Here is a 19,610-nt window from a genome sequence, read left to right as displayed (position 1 = left end):
AGGGGGCGGCCGGATGGGACGGCCGGCTACACCCTCAGCACGGAGAGCTCGACGGGAGTGGGCGCGGCGGGCGCGGGGGCGCCCGGTTTCAGCCGCACGGGTGGGTGGACCGGGCCCTGACCGGCGGCGGGCAGGCCCCACTCGGCGAGGCCGGGCGCCTGGTCGTACGCGGCACGGGCCCGCCCGGGGAGCGCGGGTTCGCCGTCGTGCTTCCTGGTCTTGCGGCAGCCCGGCGCCGGATGCCGGTCGGCGGGCGCTGCCACCGTCGGGCCGGCGTCGGCCGGAGCGTCCACGCCCGTCGCGGCGGCCACCACGGCGGTGGCGGGTGCACCGCCGCCGGGGACGGCCGTCGCCGGCCCGCAGAACAGCCCCAGTACGACCGCGAGCACCGCCGTCAGGCAGCACCACTGTGTACGGGACACGGCGACCGGCCTTTCCGGACAGGGGCAACGGGTGGTCAGCTGCCCGAAATGGTACGTGCTGTGATCCCGCGCATCCGCGCGGTGCCCATGTGGTGACCCGGGCCGCACGAAATGTGTTCGCCGTTCGTCGGGCCCGGGTGAGATCCTGGGCTCCGTATGTCTACTTCCTTCGCTGATCTCCAGAACCGGCTCGGACAGATCTCGCTCCGCGACGCGCACCGGCTCGGCCGCCGTCTCGAAGGGGCGCGCCGCATCCGTAAGCCCGAGGCCCGGCAGTCCGTGCTGGACGAGATCGCCGCCGAGGCCGGCAAGGCAGCGGAGCGGCTCTCGCTCCGTGCCGCGCGGATGCCCGCCCTGTCGTACCCGGAACAGCTCCCGGTCAGTCAGAAGAAGGACGAGATCCTTGAGGCGATACGCGACCACCAGGTCGTGATCGTCGCCGGGGAGACCGGCTCCGGCAAGACCACGCAGATCCCGAAGATCTGCATGGAGCTGGGGCGCGGTGTCCGGGGCATGATCGGGCACACCCAGCCGCGCCGGATCGCGGCCCGTACGGTCGCCGAGCGCGTCGCGGACGAGCTGAAGACGCCGCTGGGCGAGGCGGTCGGCTGGAAGGTCCGCTTCACCGACCAGGTGAACCCCGACGCCACGTTCGTGAAGCTGATGACGGACGGCATCCTGCTCGCCGAGATCCAGACGGACCGCGAGCTGCGCGCCTACGACACGATCATCATCGACGAGGCCCACGAGCGGTCGCTGAACATCGACTTCCTGCTCGGCTATCTGGCCAGGCTGCTGCCCAAGCGCCCGGACCTGAAGGTCGTCATCACCTCGGCGACGATCGACCCCGAGCGGTTCGCGCGCCACTTCGGCGAGGCACCGATCGTCGAGGTCAGCGGGCGTACGTACCCGGTCGAGGTGCGCTACCGCCCGCTGCTCGAAGAGGAGGGGGACGACTCCGACCGCGACCAGATCACCGCGATCTGCGACGCCGTGGACGAGCTCCAGACCGAGGGTCCGGGCGACATCCTGGTCTTCCTCTCCGGCGAGCGGGAGATCCGTGACACGGCGGACGCGCTGAACAAGCGCAACCTCCGCCACACCGAGGTGCTCCCTCTCTACGCCCGGCTCTCGCACGCCGAGCAGCACCGCGTCTTCCAGCGCCACACGGGTCGCAGGATCGTCCTGGCGACCAACGTCGCCGAGACCTCGCTGACCGTCCCCGGCATCAAGTACGTGATCGACCCGGGCAACGCCCGGATCTCCCGCTACAGCCACCGCACCAAGGTCCAGCGGCTGCCGATCGAGCGGATCTCGCAGGCCAGCGCCAACCAGCGCAAGGGCCGCTGCGGCCGTACCTCGGACGGCATCTGCGTCCGGCTGTACTCCGAGGACGACTTCCTGACCCGTCCGGAGTTCACCGACCCGGAGATCCTCCGTACCAACCTGGCCTCCGTCATCCTCCAGATGACCGCGGCCGGCCTGGGCGACATCGAGAAGTTCCCCTTCATCGACCCGCCGGACCACCGCAACATCCGCGACGGCGTCCAGCTCCTCCAGGAGCTCGGCGCACTGGACGCGGAGGAGAAGGATCCGAAGAAGCGGCTCACCCAGCTCGGCCGGAAGCTCTCGCAGCTGCCCGTCGACCCGCGTCTGGCCCGCATGGTCATCGAGGCCGACCGCAACGGCTGTGTCCGCGAGGTCATGGTCATCGCGGCGGCGCTCTCCATCCAGGACCCGCGCGAGCGGCCCTCGGAGAAGCAGACCCAGGCCGATCAGCAGCACGCCCGCTTCAAGGACGAGACGTCCGACTTCCTGGCGTTCCTGAACCTGTGGCGGTACATCCGTGAGCAGCAGAAGGAGCGCGGCTCGTCCAGCTTCCGCCGGATGTGCAAGCAGGAGTATCTGAACTTCCTGCGCATCCGCGAATGGCAGGACATCTACGCGCAGCTGCGTACCGTCGCCAAACAGATGGGCATCCATCCGAACGAGGAGGACGCGCCGGAGCAGGCGGTGCACACCTCGCTGCTGGCCGGGCTGCTCTCGCACATCGGGCTGAAGGACACCGAGAAGAACGAGTACCTGGGTGCGCGCAGCGCCAAGTTCGCGATCTTCCCGGGATCGGCGCTCTTCAAGAAGCAGCCGCGGTTCGTGATGTCGGCCGAGCTGGTCGAGACGTCCCGGCTGTGGGCGCGGGTCAACGCCAAGGTCGAGCCGGAGTGGATCGAGCCGCTGGCCCAGCATCTGCTGAAGCGCACCTACAGCGAGCCGCACTGGGAGAAGGACCAGGCGGCGGTGATGGCGTACGAGCGGGTCACGCTCTACGGGGTACCGATCGTCGCCCAGCGCAAGATCAATTTCGGCCGTATCGACGCCGAGGCCTCCCGCGATCTGTTCATCCGCAACGCCCTGGTCGAGGGCGACTGGCGGACCCACCACCAGTTCTTCCACGACAACCGAAAACTGCTCGGCGAGGTCGAGGAGCTGGAGCACCGCGCCCGGCGCCGCGACATCCTCGTGGACGACGAGACGCTCTTCGACTTCTACGACCAGCGGATCCCCGAGCACGTGGTCTCCGGGGCGCACTTCGACTCCTGGTGGAAGCACAAGCGCCGGGACGAGCCGGACGCGCTGGACTTCGAGCGCTCGATGCTCATCAACGAGAAGGCCGGGGCCGTCACCAAGGACGACTACCCGGACTCCTGGCGCCAGGGGAAGCTCAAGTTCAAGGTCACGTACCAGTTCGAGCCGGGTGCGGACGCCGACGGCGTGACCGTCCACGTCCCGCTCCAGGTGCTCAACCAGGTCACCGCCGAGGGCTTCGACTGGCAGATCCCGGGCCTGCGGGAGGAAGTGGTCACCGAGCTGATCCGCTCGCTGCCCAAGCCGATCCGCCGGCACTACGTCCCCGCGCCCAACTACGCGGACAAGTTCCTCGACCGGGCCGTACCGCTGCAGGAGCCGCTGCCGGTCACGCTGGCCCGGGAGCTCCAGCGGATGGTCGGCGTCCCGGTCACGGCCGACGACTTCGACCTGGGCCGTATCCCGGACCACCTGAAGATCACGTTCCGGATCGTCGACGAGCGGCGCCGCAAGGTGGCCGAGGACAAGGACCTGGAGACGCTGAAGCTCCAGCTGCGCCCCAAGGCCCGTCAGGCCCTCTCCAAGGCCGCCGCGGCCACCGCCGGGCCCTCGGGCGAGTCCATCGAGCGTTCGGGCCTCACGGACTGGACGATCGGCACGCTGAACCGCGTCTTCGAGACCAGGCGGGCCGGCCAGCCGGTCAAGGCGTACCCGGCGCTGGTGGACCAGGGCGACACCGTCGCCGTACGGCTCTTCGACACCGAGGCCGAGCAGCAGCAGGCGATGTGGCTGGGCACCCGGAAGCTGATCGTGCTGAACGTGCCGGTGAATCCGGCGAAGTTCGCCTCCGACAAGCTGACGAACCAGCAGAAGCTGGCCCTGTCCCGCAACCCGCACGGCTCCATCCAGGCGCTGTTCGAGGACTGCGCGACGGCGGCCGCCGACCGGCTGATCGGCGCGCACGGCGGCCCGGCCTGGGACGAGGAGTCGTTCCGGAAGCTGTACGACAAGGTGCGCGCCGACCTCGTCGCCCTGACCGAGCACACGGTCAAGCAGGTCCAGCAGGTGCTGGCCGCCTGGCAGGCCTGTGAGCGGCGTCTGAAGGCCACCAACAGCCTGGTCCTGGTCGACAACGTCACCGACGCCCGGGACCAGCTCGCGGCCCTCGTGCCGCCGGGCTTCGTCACGAAGACCGGGCTGCGCAGGCTGCCCGACCTGATGCGCTACCTGGTCGCCGTGGACCGCCGGCTCCAGCAGATGCCGACGGCCGTCCAGCGCGACACCACGCGCATGGAGAAGGTCCACGAGATGCAGGACGAGTACGCCTGGCTGCTCGAACAGATGCCGCAGGGCAGGCCCGTGCCGCAGGAGGTGCTGGACATCCGCTGGATGATCGAGGAGCTCCGGGTCAGCTATTTCGCCCACGCGCTGGGGACGGCCTACCCGGTCTCCGACAAGCGGATCGTGAAGGTGATCGACGCGGCGGCGCCGTGAGAGGGCCCGCCCGGACGGGCCGTTTCGGCGGTGACGGAGTCGCCACCTACGGTGAGTTCGACCTGACCCTCTGACCTGCTGTACAGTCTGTCTTCGCAGCCAGCCGCAAGGTAAGCAGCGAAAACCTGGTCCTGTGGAGCAGTTTGGAGTGCTCGCCACCCTGTCAAGGTGGAGGCCGCGGGTTCAAATCCCGTCAGGACCGCAGTAACGAAAGCCCGGATCCTTCTGGATCCGGGCTTTCGCGCGTCTTGACTCCGGCAAGCGCCGACGAGTAGTCAGACAACAGAGGCCGCCCCTGATTTCCCGGTGCGGGGCGGCGGTCCACCCGGAGGTGGCGCGTATGACTGCGTCCGCCGCACACGAGACCCGCGCGCTCCTGCGCGCCCATCTGGCCGCCGCTTCCGGCCGCCGTCACCTCACCCACCACTGCCCGGTCTGCCATCGGCTCCTGAGGCTCGCCATGGAGCCCGTGACGGCCCGTCGGACCGATTCCACCCCCGAACCGCCGGAACCGCGCACGGGGCGCCAGGACGGCGCCCTGGAGGCCGAGGACGAAAGTCCCCCGGACGGGTGACCAATGGCGGGGCTTTCCGCTTCCCGACAGTGGCAGGCTCGTACTTGGCAAGCCTCGCACAGTGTGACGGGAGTCACCGAAAGAGTTTTGCGAAGCGGTGACTTTACTCCCTTCCTACAACTGGCGAATTTAATATGTGCAATTGCACCACTCGGACGGGAGCGCCGCGGGACCATCCGAACCGTCCCGGCCCGGCCTCCCCGGACGGTCCGGAACAGTCCCGAACAGAGTCGCTCAAGCCCGCACGCCGACCCGGCCGGACCCGACCGGACGCGCGGTTTCCGGCACCCCCGGCGGACGGGCCGACGCCCGGGTTCGCGGGGGTACGGAAAGGCGCGTGGGCACAAAAAAGATCGCGCTGGACCCGGCGGAGTCCAGCGCGATCGAACGACGCACCCGTATTGCACAGGTATGACGCCCGTTGGGGCGGGCGCCCGTCATTTGGAGCTATGGGTGGGCCTGTACGGGTTGGGGGACCCGGAAGCCCGGTTGTTGCGGCGTGACAGGGGTGTGTCAGGCCTCGCTGCGCTGCTGCGGAATACCCGCAAGCAGTGCGCGGACCTCTGCCTCGCGGTACCGGCGATGTCCACCGAGCGTGCGGATGGACGTGAGCTTGCCTGCCTTGGCCCAGCGGGTAACCGTCTTCGGGTCCACGCGGAACATCGTGGCAACCTCAGCCGGGGTCAGCAGCGGCTCGGCATCAGGGGTGCGAGCGGTCATGAGCGGCCTCCTCGGGAGAACCGAACCATCTCGGTTCTTTCCTCTAAATTCTGCACCTTGACCCACGTTGCCCGAAATGGCGGACGCGGGCCGAGTCGGTTATAGGACGAACGGCTTGTCCTCGGCACTACAACTACACCATCCGTCCAGCCACGTCGGCCAAACCGATGGAATTGCCCTCCCAGGTGTTCATCAGCGACGGAAGCCGATGGACCATGCCATAGCGGACAGTCACTCCGCCGTGACGATCAGTCACAGAGCGATCAGGAGCCACCAGACCCCCCATAGCGTGCAATGCTGAGCATTCCGCCCTTAGTTGGACGGACGGATCCCTCCCCGGGCTCCTTGTCCTATTTTGGCATGAGGAGTAGGGAAGGGCGCAAGAGCCCAGTTAGTGCTATCCATCACGCTTGAGGCAAAGGCCCGGTTCGGGACGTAGGTCCTAAGACCACAGGAGTACGCTTCCGCCTCTTCGTTCCCACGCGTCACACAGGACACAGGGCAGGACACAGGAACAGACGCGGATATCGCCTCGTCAGTTCGCGAACTGACGATCTCTTACGGCCCGCCAGCGCTCCGCCAGCCGGCCGTACGCCTCGCTCGCCCCTTCGGTGTCACCCGCCTGCAGCGCCGCGATGCCCTCGGCCACATCGGCGGCCGACCGGTCCCCGGCGAGCTGCTTCGCCGACAGCGCGTGCACCAGACCGGCGTAGTCCAGCTCGACCAGCGCACGCGGATGGAACTCCTCCAGCCAGCGCCCCACGTCCACGAGCCCCTCGGTCAGCCGGCTCTCGTCCACCGACTCCCGCAGCGTCTTCAGCGTCCGGGCCAGCCTGCGGCGGGCCTGCACCATCGGCGTCCGGTACCGCAGCACCGGCGCCGCACCGTCCTCCCCCGCCCCCGCGTACTCCCGCTCCTCGTCGGAGAAGAGCACGAACCACCGCACCGGCACCTGCCACACCGAGGTACGGATCCACGGCCTGGCGTCCGGATTCCGCTCCGCCCACCGCTCGTGGTCCATGACCGCCTGCCCGCGCACCACCGGCGGCAGCACCGCGTCGAGCACCGGCCCGGGGAACATCTCCGTCAGCTCGTCCAGCGCCAGCCAGCCGCGCAGCCTGGTCCGCCACGGACAGACGCACACCACCCCGTCGACCTCGGCGACGAACGCGTCCCCGCTCTCGTGCACCGGCACCGCGACCGGCGGGGTGGCCGCCAAGTCGGCCAGCGAACGGCGCAATTCGTCCTGGGCGGTGGGGATCCGGGCACCCCCGGCGTACCGCGCCCAGTGGGCGCGTTCGGGCTCCGGGAAGGCGGCCAGCGGCTCGTACACCCGGAGGTAGGACGCGTAAGGGACGAGCACTGAAGACACCACCGACATGCAGCAAATCGTGTCACGCCAGTACTCCGCCGGGGGGTGATCCTGGGCACTGGACCAGATCCGTGCCCGCGCAGGACTTACTCTCTTGCCCAGTCGGACCGGCCGTGCCGGCCGGTCCGCGGCCCTCCCCACCTTCAGGAGGGTCATCGCCGCTTCGTACTTGGGAGTCACCACAGTGACCGATGTGACCAACGGCGTCCTGCACACCCTGTTCCACTCGGAGCAGGGGGGCCACGAACAAGTCGTGCTCTGCCAGGACCGTGCCAGCGGCCTCAAGGCCGTCATCGCCATCCACTCCACCGCCCTGGGCCCGGCCCTCGGCGGCACCCGCTTCTATCCGTACGTCTCCGAGGAGGAGGCCGTCGCGGATGCGCTGAACCTCGCGCGCGGCATGTCGTACAAGAACGCCATGGCCGGTCTCGACCACGGCGGCGGCAAGGCCGTCATCATCGGCAACCCCGAACAGATCAAGTCGGAGGAACTTCTGCTGGCCTACGGCCGGTTCGTGGCCTCGCTCGGCGGGCGTTACGTGACCGCCTGCGACGTCGGCACCTACGTCGCCGACATGGACGTCGTCGCCCGCGAGTGCCGCTGGACCACCGGCCGCTCCCCCGAGAACGGCGGCGCCGGCGACTCCTCGGTCCTCACCGCGTTCGGTGTCTTCCAGGGCATGCGGGCCTCGGCCCAGCACGTCTGGGGCGACCCGACGCTGCGTGGCCGAAAAGTGGGGGTCGCCGGAGTCGGCAAGGTCGGTCACCACCTGGTCGAGCATCTGCTCTCGGACGGCGCGGAGGTCGTGATCACGGATGTGCGGGAGGAGTCCGTACGCCGGATCACCGAGAAGCACCCCGCTGTCGCCGTCGCCGCGGACACCGGTGCGCTGATCCGTACCGAGGGCCTCGACATCTACGCCCCGTGCGCGCTCGGCGGCGCGCTGAACGACGACAGCGTTGCGGTGCTCACGGCCAAGGTGGTGTGCGGCGCGGCCAACAACCAGCTCGCGCACCCCGGCGTCGAGAAGGACCTCGCGGACCGGTCGATCCTGTACGCGCCCGACTACGTGGTGAACGCGGGCGGTGTCATCCAGGTCGCCGACGAGCTGCACGGCTTCGACTTCGACCGGTGCAGGGCCAAGGCGTCGAAGATCTTCGACACCACGCTGGCCATATTCGCACGTGCGAAGGCTGACGGCATCCCGCCGGCCGCCGCGGCCGACCGGATCGCCGAGCAGCGGATGGCCGAAGCCCGCCGCCGCTGACGGTGGCGGACGCGTCACCCCGCGTCCACGCCGACCGTTGCCTGCCGACCCGCCGACCGGCGAGACAAGACTCACGCCGGTCGGCGGGTCGCGTGCCAAGAAGAGGTTAAAATCGCAGTTGACCAGCGAGGACGGGGCTTCTCGCCGGTCTTCTTCCGGGGCGCGTGATGCGGGCGGCGTACCGTATGGCCGCGGAAGCAGGTACCGTTAAAGCCCTACGGGCACGGTCTCTCAGCCGAGAGTCCGTCCTGAAACATGAACGCGTGTCAAGACTCTGGGGCCGTCGAGCCCCGTCACCGAGGGGGTCGAGCCATGGGGCGCGGCCGGGCAAAGGCCAAGCAGACAAAGGTCGCCCGCCAGCTGAAGTACAGCAGCGGCGGGACTGACCTGTCGCGTCTGGCCAATGAGCTGGGCGCATCGCCTTCGAGTCAACCACCGAACGCAGAGCCGTTCGAGGACGACGACGAGGAAGATGACCCGTACGCACAGTACGCGGATCTGTACAACGACGACGAGGACGAGGACGAGGACGACAAGTCCGGTCCGTCGTCACAGCGCCGCGGCGCTTGACCTCGCGCTGACACATCAACCCGGTCCGGGCCTGTCCCGGACCGGGTTCTGTGCTGCCCCGGCCCGGTCCGGCCGCTCGTGCGGGGACCGGATTCGCCGAGGCCTTCCCCGGCGATGCCTTCCCCGACCGCCGGACGTGCAGGGATCCCGGCGGCCGAGGATGTAGCGGACACCGGGTTGCCCCGGTGTGCCCGCCCGTGTCTAGCGCGCGTACCCGCCGACGAGCTCCGCGCCCGAGGTGTGCGCCCCGCGCTCGGTGATCTCGCCCGCGACCCAGGACTCGACCCCGCGGTCGGCCAGTGTCGTCAGTGCCACGTCCACGGACTCGGCCGGGACGATCGCGATCATGCCGACGCCCATGTTCAGCGTCTTCTCCAGCTCCAGCTGCTCGACCTGTCCCGTGCGGCCGACCACGTCGAAGACCGCGCCGGGCGTCCAGGTGGAGCGGTCGACCCTGGCGTGCAGTCCGTCCGGGATGACCCGGGCCAGGTTGTTGGCCAGGCCGCCGCCGGTGACGTGGCTGAAGCCGTGCACCTCGGTCGTGCGGGTGAGCGCCAGGCAGTCCAGCGAGTAGATCCTGGTGGGCTCCAGGAGCTCCTCGCCGAGCGTGCGGCCGAACTCCTCGATCTGCCGGTCCAGCGACCAGCCGGCCCGGTCGAAGACCACGTGCCGGACGAGCGAGTACCCGTTGGAGTGAAGACCGGACGACGCCATGGCGATCACCGCGTCACCCTTACGGATACGGTCCGGGCCCAGCAGCCGGTCGGCCTCGACCACGCCCGTACCGGCGCCGGCGACATCGAAGTCGTCCGGACCGAGGAGGCCCGGGTGCTCGGCCGTCTCGCCGCCGACCAGGGAACAGCCCGCGAGGACACAGCCCTCGGCGATGCCCTTCACGATGGCCGCGACCCGCTCGGGATGCACCTTGCCGACGCAGATGTAGTCGGTCATGAAGAGCGGCTCGGCACCGCAGACGACCAGGTCGTCGACGACCATGCCGACGAGGTCGTGGCCGATGGTGTCGTACACGCCCATCTTGCGGGCGAGGTCGACCTTCGTGCCGACGCCGTCGGTGGCGGAGGCGAGCAGCGGACGCTCGTAACGCTTGAGGGCCGAGGCGTCGAAGAGGCCGGCGAAACCGCCGAGGCCGCCGAGGCCCGCGACCTCGGGGCGCTGCGTCTTCTTCACCCACTCCTTCATCAGCTCGACGGCACGGTCGCCGGCTTCGATGTCGACGCCCGCTGCCGCGTAGGAAGCACCTGTTGTCTCAGACATTGCCTGGGATCTTTCGTGTGGAAATACGGGGCTGGTGGCCGGAGGTGTACGGCTGGGCCGTCACGGACGACGCAGTGCGTCGGACGCGGCGGTCGCCGCCGGGCCTGCTGCCAGCTCGGTCTCCAGCAGCTGCTTGCCGAGCAGCTCCGGGTCCGGGAGCTCCATGGGGTACTCGCCGTCGAAGCAGGCGCGGCACAGATTCGGCTTGGCGATCGTCGTCGCCTCGACCATGGCGTCGAGCGAGATGTACGCGAGCGAGTCCGCGCCCATCGACGTGCAGATCTCGTCGACCGTCATGCCGTTGGCGATCAGCTCGGCGCGGGTCGCGAAGTCGATGCCGAAGAAGCAGGGCCATTTCACCGGCGGGGACGAGATCCGGATGTGGATCTCGGCGGCACCGGCCTCGCGGAGCATCCGGACCAGTGCGCGCTGGGTGTTGCCGCGGACGATCGAGTCGTCGACGACCACCAGGCGCTTGCCCTTGATGACTTCCTTGAGCGGGTTCAGCTTGAGGCGGATGCCCAGCTGCCGAATGGTCTGGGACGGCTGGATGAAGGTCCGGCCGACGTAGGCGTTCTTGACCAGGCCGGCACCGAACGGGATGCCGCTGGCCTCCGCGTAACCGATGGCGGCGGGGGTGCCGGACTCCGGGGTCGCTATGACGAGGTCGGCCTCGACCGGGGCCTCGGCGGCCAGCCTGCGGCCCATCTCCACCCGGGAGAGGTACACGTTGCGCCCGGCGATGTCGGTGTCGGGGCGGGCCAGATAGACGTACTCGAAGACACAGCCCTTGGGCTTCGCTTCCGCGAACCGCGAGGTGCGCAGGCCGTTCTCGTCGATGGCGACGAGCTCGCCCGGCTCGATCTCGCGGACGAAGCTGGCACCGCAGATGTCGAGGGCGGCGGACTCGGAGGCCACCACCCAGCCACGCTCCAGCCGGCCGAGGACCAGCGGGCGGATGCCCTGCGGGTCACGGGCGGCATAGAGGGTGTGCTCGTCCATGAAGACGAGGGAGAAGGCGCCCTTGACCTCGGGGAGCACCTTCGCGGCGGCCTCCTCGATGGTGAGCGGCTTGCCGTCGTCGTCGGTCTGGCCGGCGAGCAGCGCGGTCACCAGATCGGTGTCGTTCGTCGCGGCGACCTGGGTGGCGCGGCCGTCCTTGCGAGGAAGGTCGGCGACCATCTCGGCGAGCTGGGCCGTATTGACCAGATTGCCGTTGTGACCCAGGGCGATCGAGCCGTGCGCGGTCGCACGGAACGTCGGCTGCGCGTTCTCCCACACCGAGGCACCGGTGGTGGAGTAGCGGGCATGACCGACCGCGATATGGCCCTGGAGAGATCCCAGAGACGTTTCGTCGAAGACCTGCGAGACCAGTCCCATGTCCTTGAAGACCAGGATCTGGGACCCGTTGCTCACTGCGATGCCCGCGGACTCCTGTCCACGGTGCTGCAGGGCATACAGTCCGAAATAGGTGAGCTTGGCGACCTCTTCGCCCGGAGCCCAGACACCGAAGACGCCGCAAGCGTCCTGGGGGCCTTTCTCTCCGGGGAGCAGGTCGTGGTTGAGTCGTCCATCACCACGAGGCACGCCACCGAGTGTAGGCGAGATCGACCACTGGTCCGAATTCGCGATTCCGGGCCGGACCACCGGGGAAGCGCTCCCGGAGAGGGTTCGGGGACCGGTTCGGGCCGTCACTGGGAGTGATCATCCATCGGCCGCGGTGGAGTACGGATCGGGCCACAGGGCGGCGGTCACCCGGACCAGCGCCCGGTTACCGTCGAGTTCCGGCCATTCGGGCCGGGGCGCACACCGGGCCGGATGGTGGCGCTCGGTGAGGCGGTGGGCGGCCCTGCGCGAAGCCCGACCGAACGCGCGTTTCGTGGTGAGCCTCACATCGGGATGCCCGGGATGCGGCCTTCCGGGACCCCGGGACTCCCGCGCCGCGGTGCCGGTGGCCGGGGTGGAAGGTCCGTGGGAGGTCCGCAGTGCGAGACCGTCGTCGACAGGCGCATGGCCGGTACGCCGGGTGCGGGTGCTGCGCCGGGGCGACCGGAAGTACTGCCGGGGCAGGAGCGGGACGGACCAGTTGTTCCAGCTCGCCCACGACCACCACGAACAGGCCGGCCGCCGAGCCGGAGCTGCCGGCCGAGCCGCGGGCGTCCTGGGAGCGGATCGACGCCGGACTGCCGCCGCACCCGGCCGGGTCCTGAATCACGCCCGGGTGTCCTCCCGGGGAGCCCGGGTCACTCGCCGGGTGCCTGGGCCGTCGCGCCGAGTCCCTCGCCGTTCGCCGCGGTGAGGGACAGCGCCCGGTGGTCGACCCGGTACGTCACCCGCCCGTCCAGCATCGCCAGCAGGGTGCGCTCCAACGTCATCCGGGGGTCCGGGCACATCATCTTGGTGCCGTCGAGCCGGCCGAACGTGACAGTGGAACCGGTGACTGTCGCGTTGCCGCGGAACGAGTTGCACCCGAGGGTGCCCCGTACGGAGCCGTCCTTGCCGAAGCTCAGCCGCGCCGTCCGCTCCGTGCCCGCGGGCAGCGACGAGGCGGTCGGGCCGGACACCAGGGAGGTGACGGTCCAGGTGATGCCGGTGAGCGGGGCCGGGGGCCGGGAGGTGAGGGCGATGGAGTCGCCGGCCGCCGTGGTCAGGGTCAGGTCCCGGCCCGTGACGGCGGCGGTGAGCTCGCCGCTGAAGGCGCGGGACATGGCCCTCTCGAACCGCTCGACGTTCTTCTCGCAGCCCATCTGCGTGGTGGTGGCCCGCCGCACGGTGATCGTGTCGCCGTCCGTACGGGTCTCGGCGGTGAAGTGGTTGCAGCCGAAGTTCCCCGTGGCTCTGCCCTTGGTGTCGATCACGACGTGGGCGCCGTCCGGAGCCTCGGTCCTCCGGCCGCCGGCCGTCACCGAATCGACCTCCCAGTGGACTCCGGTGAGGCGCTGTCCGGTCCGTACCGAACCGCTGCCCTCGCCGGCCCCCTTCTCCGTACCGCAGGCGGCAAGGACGAGGAGGGCGAGCACTCCCACGGCCATCCGTTGATTCCGCATGGGCCTGGGACGGTGCGGGCGGCCGACCGGTTCCCCCTCACCCCATCAGGGGCAGCAGGGCGGCGAGATCGGCCCGCTCCCCGCTGGCGCCGACCTTCGCCTCGTCGAGCGCCCGCGCCCACTCCGTACGCCCGGTGGCGAGCCGGATCCAGGTGAGCGGATCGGTCTCGACGACGTTGGGCGGCGTACCGCGGGTGTGCCTGGGGCCCTGCACGCACTGGACGACGGCGAACGGCGGGACCCGCACCTCGACCGAGCCGCCCGGCGCCTTCTCCGCGAGGGCGTCGGCGAGCAGCCGGGTGCAGGCGGCGAGCGCCTGCCGGTCGTACGGGATGTCGAGGCCGGCCGCCTCGTTCAGATCGTCGGTGTGCACGACGAGTTCGACGGTACGGGTGACGAGGAAGTCGGCCAGCCGCATCGCCCCGACCCGTGTAGGCAGCAGCCGCTCGTCGCCGGCCCCGGGCACCAGCTCCTCGAACCGCCCCGCGACCTCCCCGTACAGCGCGTCCAGGTCGGGGTGGTCCAGGGCGAGCGCCCTGGTGTCGTCCGCGATGCGCGCGGCCCGGTCCGCGGTCGCGAACGGCCACTGGACGAGCGTCAGATCGGGCTTCGCCGAAGCGGGTTCGGGCAGCTCCAGATTCCGGGTGACGGTCGAGAGCGCCATGGTCAGATGTACGGCCAGTTCGCGCACGGTCCAGTCGCCGAGCCGGGTCGGCAGCGCGAGCTGTCCGGGCGTCAGGGTGCGGACGGCTTCCCGGACATGGGCGAACTGTGCCAGGACCGCGCTGCGGGTCCTGACCGGGTCGTAGCGGCGGGCGCGTTTCTGGGACGGCGGCATGTCCGGGAGCCTACGGCCTGTCCGGCGGACCGGGCTCGGGCAGGGCGCGCGCGCCCGGTGGACGGCTCCGGCGCGCAGGGCGGGGCGGCCCCGGCGCTCTCAGGACCGGGTGGCGAAGTCGCTCAGGCCGGTGGCGAGCAGGCCGAATCCGCGCTCGGCGAGTGCGACGGCGTCCGGCGCGATCGAGTCCGCCGACTCCCCCGCCAGCAACCGCAACTGGTTGGCGTATATGAGGGAGTTGCGGGTGCCGATCAGCTGGGCGCCCGCGATCCGGGCGATGGCCGGCTCCTCCCCCTCCTCGACCAGCGCTTCGGCGAGCAGGTCGAAGGAGCGCATGGAGAACGCGTGGGCCCGGGTGAGCAGCGCCGGGGTCTCCATGATCAGCCGGCGCACCCCGAGCACCACCGGCTCGTCGCTCATTCCGACCGAGGGATCGCGGCGCTCGACGCCGGCCAGGAACTGTCCGCGCACGGCGGCCAGGGCGGACTCGCCGGGGGCCCGGTCCCGTACCGCGCGCGCCACATCGCCGACGTGCTCCTCCATGGGAGCGAGGACCAGGTCCTCCTTGCCGGCGAAGTAGTTGAAGACAGTCATCTTCGACACCTCGGCCGCCTCCGCGATCTCGGCGACCGAGACCTTGTCGAAGCCGCGCTCGGCGAAGAGTGCGGTGGCCGCGGCCAGCAGGCGGTGCCGCGTCTGGAGCTTCTTGCGCTCGCGCAGGCTCATCCCCTCGGTCATGGGCGTCACTGTACCAGGATGAATGTTGATCCAGGATTAATTCTTGACTCGATACATTTTCTTGGGCCAGGGTGGTGCCCGGCCACAGCGGCGCCACGCCGCTCCGGAGGGGAGCCCCGTCATGTCCGCAGTCATGCCCCCAGTCATGACCGACCGTCAACGCGTCATCGGGTTCGTGCTCTGCATCGCCACGATCCTGCTGGCCGTGCTCGACACGAACATCGTTTCGTCGGCGACCGTGCCGATCGTCGGCGATCTCGACCCGGTGCACGGCGTCGACAGGATCCCCTGGCTGATCGCCGCCTATCAGCTCGCCGCGACCGCGGCGCTGCCGCTGTACGGGAAGCTCTGCGACGTACTCGGCACCAAGAAGGTCTTCGTCGGGGCCGTCGCCACCTTCCTCGCCGGTTCGGCGCTGTGCGGAATGGCCGGCTCCATGGGCGGGCTGATCGCCGCCCGCGCCCTCCAGGGCATCGGCGGCGGCGGACTGATGAGCGTCACCATGGTCGTGCTCCGTGAGCTCAAGGGCCCCGAAGAGGACGGCGGCAAGGGCGGCAGCGTCGGCGGGATCGTCGCGGGAGCGGGGATGGCGCTCGGGCCGGGGCTCGGCGGAGTGCTCGCCGACCATGCCGACTGGCGATGGATCTTCTACGTCAATCTGCCGATCGGCCTCGCCGTCCTGGCCGCGGCGGTCCGGGTGCTGAGGCTGCCCGCGCGGACCACCCGCCGCACGATCGACTTCCTCGGCGCCGGGCTCGCAGCCGCCTTCTCCACCATGCTGCTGCTGGTCACCCAGTGGGGAGGCAAGGACCACGCCTGGTCGTCCCCGCTGATCGTCGGACTCGTCGTGGCGGCCGTCGCCGCACTCGTCCTCTTCGTACGCCGCCAGGCCACCGCGGCCGAACCGGTGCTGCCGCTCGGCCTGTTCAGGATCCGTGAGCTCCGGTACGGCTTCGCCATCCAGGGGCTGGTCGGCGCGGCCATGATGGGCTCGATGGTCTACGTGATGATCTATCTCCAGGTCGTACGGGGTATCGCCGCCTCGTCGGCCGGGCTCTATCTGATCCCGATGGCGATCGGGATGACGGGCGTCGGCCTGCTCTCCGGCAAGCTGACCGCGGCCGGCTGGTCGCAGAAGACCTTCGTCGTCAGCGGTACCGTCTGCGCCTCCGCGGCCCTGGCGCTGCTCGCCACGCTCTCCACGGACACCAGCCTCTGGACCGTTCGCGCCGCGCTGCTGATGATGGGCATCGGCTTCGGACAGCTCGTCGGCCAGCTGATCCAGTTGGTCCAGGACACCGCCCCCGCCGAGCAGTTGGGCGTGGCCACCACCGGCGTGCGTTTCTTCCAGACCCTCGGCGGCGCGCTGGGCGCCGCTCTCTTCGGCACCGTCCTCAGCCGGGTCTACGCGGCCCGCGGCCCCGGCGGCACGACCAGCACCATCGGCCGGCTGACCGGCCACGCCCACCAGCAGGCGCTGGACGCCTTCGTCTCCTCGACGAACGTGGTCTTCTGGTCCGCGACCGGGGTGATGATCCTGGCGAGCGTTCTGGCGGCCCGGCTGCCGGGCCGACGCACCCCGGAACCGGCGGACGCGAATTCCGCCGCATTCACCGCGACACCGTCGCTCCACCGGTGAAACGGAATTCCATCTGCCGGAATTCTCCGCACCCGGGAGATACGAGGACGGCCCCGCCCATGAAACAGGGCGGGGCCGTCCTCGTCGGAGGCGGGTGCGTCAGGCGAGCAGAGCCGGAATGGTCGCCTCGTGCGCCGTGCGGAGCTCGTTCAGCGGAATGCTGAACTCGCCCTGGATCTCGATCTCCTCGCCGTCCACGACACCGATACGGGATACGGGCAGACCCCGAGCCCCGCACATGTCGTTGAAACGAAGCTCCTCACTCCGCGGAACGGAGACGACCGCGCGCCCCGCCGACTCGGAGAAGAGGAACGTGAACGCGTCCAGACCGTCCGGCACGACCAGCCGGGCACCCTTCCCGCCGCGCAGGCAGGACTCGGTGACCGCCTGGATCAGACCGCCGTCGGAGAGGTCGTGCGCCGCGTCGATCATGCCGTCGCGGGAGGCCGAGATCAGGATCTCGCCGAGCAGCTTCTCGCGGCCCAGGTCGACCTTGGGCGGCATGCCGCCGAGGTGGCCGTGGACGACCTCGGACCAGGCCGAGCCGCCGAACTCCTCATGCGTGTCGCCCAGCAGGTAGAGGAGCTGGCCCTCTTCCGCGAAGGCGACCGGCGTGCGCCGGGTGACATCGTCGATCACACCGAGCACGGCCACGACCGGCGTCGGGTGGATCGCCGTCTCACCGGTCTGGTTGTACAGCGACACATTGCCGCCGGTGACCGGGGTGCCCAGCTCCAGGCAGCCGTCCGCGAGACCACGGGTGGCCTCGGCGAACTGCCACATGACGTCCGGGTCCTCGGGCGAACCGAAGTTCAGGCAGTCCGAGATGGCCAGCGGCTTGGCGCCGGATGCGGCGACATTGCGGTACGACTCCGCCAGCGCGAGCTGCGCGCCGGTGTACGGGTCGAGCTTGGCGTACCGGCCGTTGCCGTCGGTCGCCATGGCCACGCCCAGGTTCGACTCCTCGTCGATCCGGACCATGCCGGCGTCCTCGGGCATCGCGAGCACGGTGTTGCCCTGCACGAACCGGTCGTACTGGTCCGTGATCCAGGACTTCGACGCCTGGTTCGGCGAGGCGACCAGCTTGAGGACCTGCTCGCGCAGCTCCGCGCCGTTCGCCGGCCGGGCCAGCTTGCCCGCGTCGTCGGCCTGGAGCGCGTCCTGCCAGGACGGGCGGGCGAACGGACGGTGGTACGTCGGGCCCTCGTGGGCGACGGACCGCGGCGGCACGTCGACGATCTGCTCGCCGTGCCAGAAGATCTCCAGCTGGGAGCCCTCGGTCACCTCACCGATGACGGTGGCGATGACATCCCACTTCTCGCAGATCTCCAGGAAGCGGTCGACGTGCCGCGGCTCGACGATCGCGCACATGCGCTCCTGCGACTCGCTCATGAGGATTTCCTCGGGCGAGAGGGAGGAGTCGCGCAGCGGCACGGTGTCCAGCTCGACGCGCATGCCGCCGGAACCGGCGGAGGCCAGCTCGGACGTGGCGCAGGAGAGCCCGGCGCCGCCGAGGTCCTGGATGCCCGCGACGAGCTTCTCCTTGAAGATCTCCAGGGTGCACTCGATGAGGAGCTTCTCCTGGAACGGGTCGCCGACCTGGACGGCCGGGCGCTTCGCGGGACCGGTCGACTCGAAGGTCTCCGAGGCCAGCACCGAGACACCGCCGATGCCGTCGCCGCCGGTGCGGGCACCGTAGAGGATCACCTTGTTGCCGGGGCCGGAGGCCTTGGCCAGGTGGATGTCCTCGTGCTTCATCACGCCGATGCAGCCGGCGTTGACCAGCGGGTTGCCCTGGTAGCAGGCGTCGAAGACGACCTCGCCGCCGATGTTCGGCAGACCCAGGCAGTTGCCGTAGCCGCCGATGCCCGCGACGACGCCCGGCAGGACGCGCTTGGTGTCGGGGTGGTCGGCCGCACCGAAACGCAGCGGGTCGACGACGGCGACCGGGCGGGCGCCCATGGCGAGGATGTCGCGGACGATGCCGCCGACGCCGGTGGCCGCGCCCTGGTAGGGCTCGATGTACGAGGGGTGGTTGTGCGACTCGACCTTGAAGGTGACCGCGTAACCCTGACCGACGTCGACCACACCGGCGTTCTCGCCGATGCCGACGAGCATCGCGTCGTTGACGGGGACCTTCTCGCCGAACTGCTTGAGGTGGACCTTGCTGCTCTTGTACGAGCAGTGCTCGGACCACATCACGGAGTACATGGCGAGCTCGGCGCCGGTGGGACGGCGGCCCAGGATCTCGCGGATCCGGGCGTACTCGTCCTCCTTGAGGCCGAGCTCCTTCCAGGGCTGCTCGACGTCCGGGGTCTCGGCCGCGTGCTTGACCGTATCCAGGCTCATGCGTTGACCAGCTTCTTGATGATCGAGGTGAAGAAACCGAGACCGTCGGTGCGGCCGGTTCCGATCAGCGGCTCGACGGCGTGCTCCGGGTGCGGCATCAGGCCGACGACATTGCCCGCGGCGTTGGTGATGCCGGCGATGTCGCGCAGCGAGCCGTTGGGGTTCATGTCCAGGTAGCGGAAGGCGACCCGGCCCTCCGCCTCCAGCTCGTCGAGCACGCGCTCGTCGGCGACGTAGCGCCCGTCCATGTTCTTGAGCGGTACGGAGATCTCCTGGCCCACGGAGTAGTCCGAGGTCCAGGCGGTCTCCGCGTTCTCGACGCGCAGCTTCTGGTCGCGGCAGATGAAGTGCAGGTGGTTGTTCCGCAGCATCGCGCCGGGCAGCAGATGCGCCTCGGTCAGGATCTGGAAGCCGTTGCAGATGCCGAGGACCGGCATCCCCGCCTTCGCCTGCTCGATGATCGTCTCCATGACCGGCGAGAAGCGGGAGATGGCGCCGGCCCGCAGATAGTCGCCGTAGGAGAAGCCGCCCGCCAGGATGACCGCGTCGACCTGGTGCAGATCCTTGTCGCGGTGCCACAGCGGTACGGGTTCGGCGCCCGCGACCCGTACTGCCCTCAGGCTGTCCTTGTCGTCGAGCGTGCCGGGAAAGGTGACGACTCCGATTCGGGTGTTACTGCGGCCCGAAGGGCCTCCCTCACGGGTGGTGGTGGGAGACGGGCG

General features: G+C 69.8%; 15 protein-coding genes and 1 tRNA gene. 6 read left to right on the top strand and 10 right to left on the bottom strand.

Features of this window, described 5'->3' with window-relative positions:
* Positions 1-26 precede the first annotated feature (26 nt).
* On the bottom strand, positions 27-422 hold the full coding sequence (locus ACFV8T_RS25115; RefSeq protein ID WP_385331338.1) for a hypothetical protein: 396 nt from the start codon (positions 420-422) through the stop codon (positions 27-29).
* 156 nt (positions 423-578) lie between these two features.
* On the opposite strand from ACFV8T_RS25115, the gene hrpA reads away from it, so the two are divergent.
* The 3 genes from hrpA (at position 579) to ACFV8T_RS25100 (ending at position 5,073) form a co-directional block, all read left to right on the top strand.
* Positions 579-4,499, top strand: a complete 3,921-nt coding sequence (hrpA, locus tag ACFV8T_RS25110; protein WP_385331337.1) for an ATP-dependent RNA helicase HrpA — start codon at positions 579-581, stop codon at positions 4,497-4,499.
* Between the two features lie 127 nt (positions 4,500-4,626).
* Positions 4,627-4,701 (top strand) — tRNA-Asp (locus ACFV8T_RS25105).
* A gap of 138 nt (positions 4,702-4,839) precedes the next feature.
* On the top strand, positions 4,840-5,073 hold the full coding sequence (locus ACFV8T_RS25100) for a DUF6274 family protein (RefSeq protein WP_385331334.1): 234 nt from the start codon (positions 4,840-4,842) through the stop codon (positions 5,071-5,073).
* 513 nt (positions 5,074-5,586) lie between these two features.
* Here ACFV8T_RS25100 and bldC read toward each other — a convergent pair.
* Both bldC and ACFV8T_RS25090 read right to left on the bottom strand, forming a co-directional pair.
* Entirely contained in the window at positions 5,587-5,793 is a 207-nt protein-coding gene (gene bldC, locus ACFV8T_RS25095) for a developmental transcriptional regulator BldC (RefSeq protein WP_003949541.1), read from the bottom strand.
* A gap of 535 nt (positions 5,794-6,328) precedes the next feature.
* Positions 6,329-7,174 (bottom strand): hypothetical protein, encoded by an 846-nt coding sequence (locus ACFV8T_RS25090; RefSeq protein ID WP_385331331.1) that lies wholly within the window; start codon positions 7,172-7,174, stop codon positions 6,329-6,331.
* Between the two features lie 175 nt (positions 7,175-7,349).
* Here ACFV8T_RS25090 and ACFV8T_RS25085 point away from each other — a divergent pair, with 175 nt between their 5' ends.
* Entirely contained in the window at positions 7,350-8,432 is a 1,083-nt protein-coding gene (locus ACFV8T_RS25085) for a Leu/Phe/Val dehydrogenase (protein ID WP_385331328.1), read from the top strand.
* Between the two features lie 312 nt (positions 8,433-8,744).
* Positions 8,745-9,002, top strand: coding sequence for a DUF3073 domain-containing protein (locus ACFV8T_RS25080; protein ID WP_072488579.1), 258 nt, complete (start codon positions 8,745-8,747; stop codon positions 9,000-9,002).
* A gap of 201 nt (positions 9,003-9,203) precedes the next feature.
* On the opposite strand, the gene purM is transcribed toward ACFV8T_RS25080, so the two are convergent.
* The 5 genes from purM to ACFV8T_RS25055 form a co-directional block, all read right to left on the bottom strand.
* The gene (purM, locus tag ACFV8T_RS25075) at positions 9,204-10,277 is read right to left on the bottom strand and encodes a phosphoribosylformylglycinamidine cyclo-ligase (RefSeq protein ID WP_385331325.1); all 1,074 of its coding nucleotides are present in this window, start codon (positions 10,275-10,277) and stop codon (positions 9,204-9,206) included.
* A 60-nt stretch (positions 10,278-10,337) separates the two neighbouring features.
* Entirely contained in the window at positions 10,338-11,864 is a 1,527-nt protein-coding gene (gene purF, locus ACFV8T_RS25070; protein WP_385331322.1) for an amidophosphoribosyltransferase, read from the bottom strand.
* Positions 11,865-12,520: 656 nt separating this feature from the next.
* A complete protein-coding gene (locus tag ACFV8T_RS25065; protein ID WP_385331319.1) occupies positions 12,521-13,324 on the bottom strand; it encodes an META domain-containing protein in 804 nt (267 codons plus the stop codon).
* Between the two features lie 37 nt (positions 13,325-13,361).
* The gene (locus tag ACFV8T_RS25060; RefSeq protein ID WP_385331317.1) at positions 13,362-14,162 is read right to left on the bottom strand and encodes a sterol carrier family protein; all 801 of its coding nucleotides are present in this window, start codon (positions 14,160-14,162) and stop codon (positions 13,362-13,364) included.
* A gap of 99 nt (positions 14,163-14,261) precedes the next feature.
* A complete protein-coding gene (locus tag ACFV8T_RS25055) occupies positions 14,262-14,900 on the bottom strand; it encodes a TetR/AcrR family transcriptional regulator (RefSeq protein ID WP_385331315.1) in 639 nt (212 codons plus the stop codon).
* Positions 14,901-15,045: 145 nt separating this feature from the next.
* Here ACFV8T_RS25055 and ACFV8T_RS25050 point away from each other — a divergent pair, with 145 nt between their 5' ends.
* Complete coding sequence (locus ACFV8T_RS25050; RefSeq protein WP_385331312.1) at positions 15,046-16,539, top strand: MFS transporter; 1,494 nt, start codon at positions 15,046-15,048, stop codon at positions 16,537-16,539.
* Between the two features lie 99 nt (positions 16,540-16,638).
* Here ACFV8T_RS25050 and purL read toward each other — a convergent pair whose 3' ends face one another.
* Positions 16,639-18,888: a phosphoribosylformylglycinamidine synthase subunit PurL gene (gene purL / locus ACFV8T_RS25045; protein ID WP_385331310.1), complete on the bottom strand. Its 2,250-nt coding sequence runs from the start codon at positions 18,886-18,888 to the stop codon at positions 16,639-16,641.
* Positions 18,885-19,553, bottom strand: coding sequence for a phosphoribosylformylglycinamidine synthase subunit PurQ (purQ, locus tag ACFV8T_RS25040; RefSeq protein WP_385331424.1), 669 nt, complete (start codon positions 19,551-19,553; stop codon positions 18,885-18,887). Before purQ ends, purL begins: the two co-directional genes overlap by 4 nt.
* Positions 19,554-19,610: the final 57 nt, after the last annotated feature.

The organism is Streptomyces sp. NPDC059832 (genome assembly GCF_042731715.1).
In the GTDB taxonomy this organism is placed as follows: Bacteria; Actinomycetota; Actinomycetes; order Streptomycetales; family Streptomycetaceae; genus Streptomyces.
The sequence above is the reverse complement of the archived record's forward strand: the minus strand, read 5'-3'. Positions and strand labels throughout refer to the sequence as shown.

Coding starts and splice junctions, on each gene's coding strand:
- hrpA (WP_385331337.1), top strand. CDS start 579: ATGTCTACTTCCTTCGCTGATCTCCAGAACCGGCTCGGACAGATCTCG.
- ACFV8T_RS25100 (WP_385331334.1), top strand. CDS start 4,840: ATGACTGCGTCCGCCGCACACGAGACCCGCGCGCTCCTGCGCGCCCAT.
- bldC (WP_003949541.1), bottom strand. CDS start 5,793: ATGACCGCTCGCACCCCTGATGCCGAGCCGCTGCTGACCCCGGCTGAG.
- ACFV8T_RS25090 (WP_385331331.1), bottom strand. CDS start 7,174: ATGTCGGTGGTGTCTTCAGTGCTCGTCCCTTACGCGTCCTACCTCCGG.
- ACFV8T_RS25080 (WP_072488579.1), top strand. CDS start 8,745: ATGGGGCGCGGCCGGGCAAAGGCCAAGCAGACAAAGGTCGCCCGCCAG.
- purM (WP_385331325.1), bottom strand. CDS start 10,277: ATGTCTGAGACAACAGGTGCTTCCTACGCGGCAGCGGGCGTCGACATC.
- ACFV8T_RS25065 (WP_385331319.1), bottom strand. CDS start 13,324: ATGCGGAATCAACGGATGGCCGTGGGAGTGCTCGCCCTCCTCGTCCTT.
- ACFV8T_RS25060 (WP_385331317.1), bottom strand. CDS start 14,162: ATGCCGCCGTCCCAGAAACGCGCCCGCCGCTACGACCCGGTCAGGACC.
- ACFV8T_RS25055 (WP_385331315.1), bottom strand. CDS start 14,900: ATGACCGAGGGGATGAGCCTGCGCGAGCGCAAGAAGCTCCAGACGCGG.
- ACFV8T_RS25050 (WP_385331312.1), top strand. CDS start 15,046: ATGACCGACCGTCAACGCGTCATCGGGTTCGTGCTCTGCATCGCCACG.
- purL (WP_385331310.1), bottom strand. CDS start 18,888: ATGAGCCTGGATACGGTCAAGCACGCGGCCGAGACCCCGGACGTCGAG.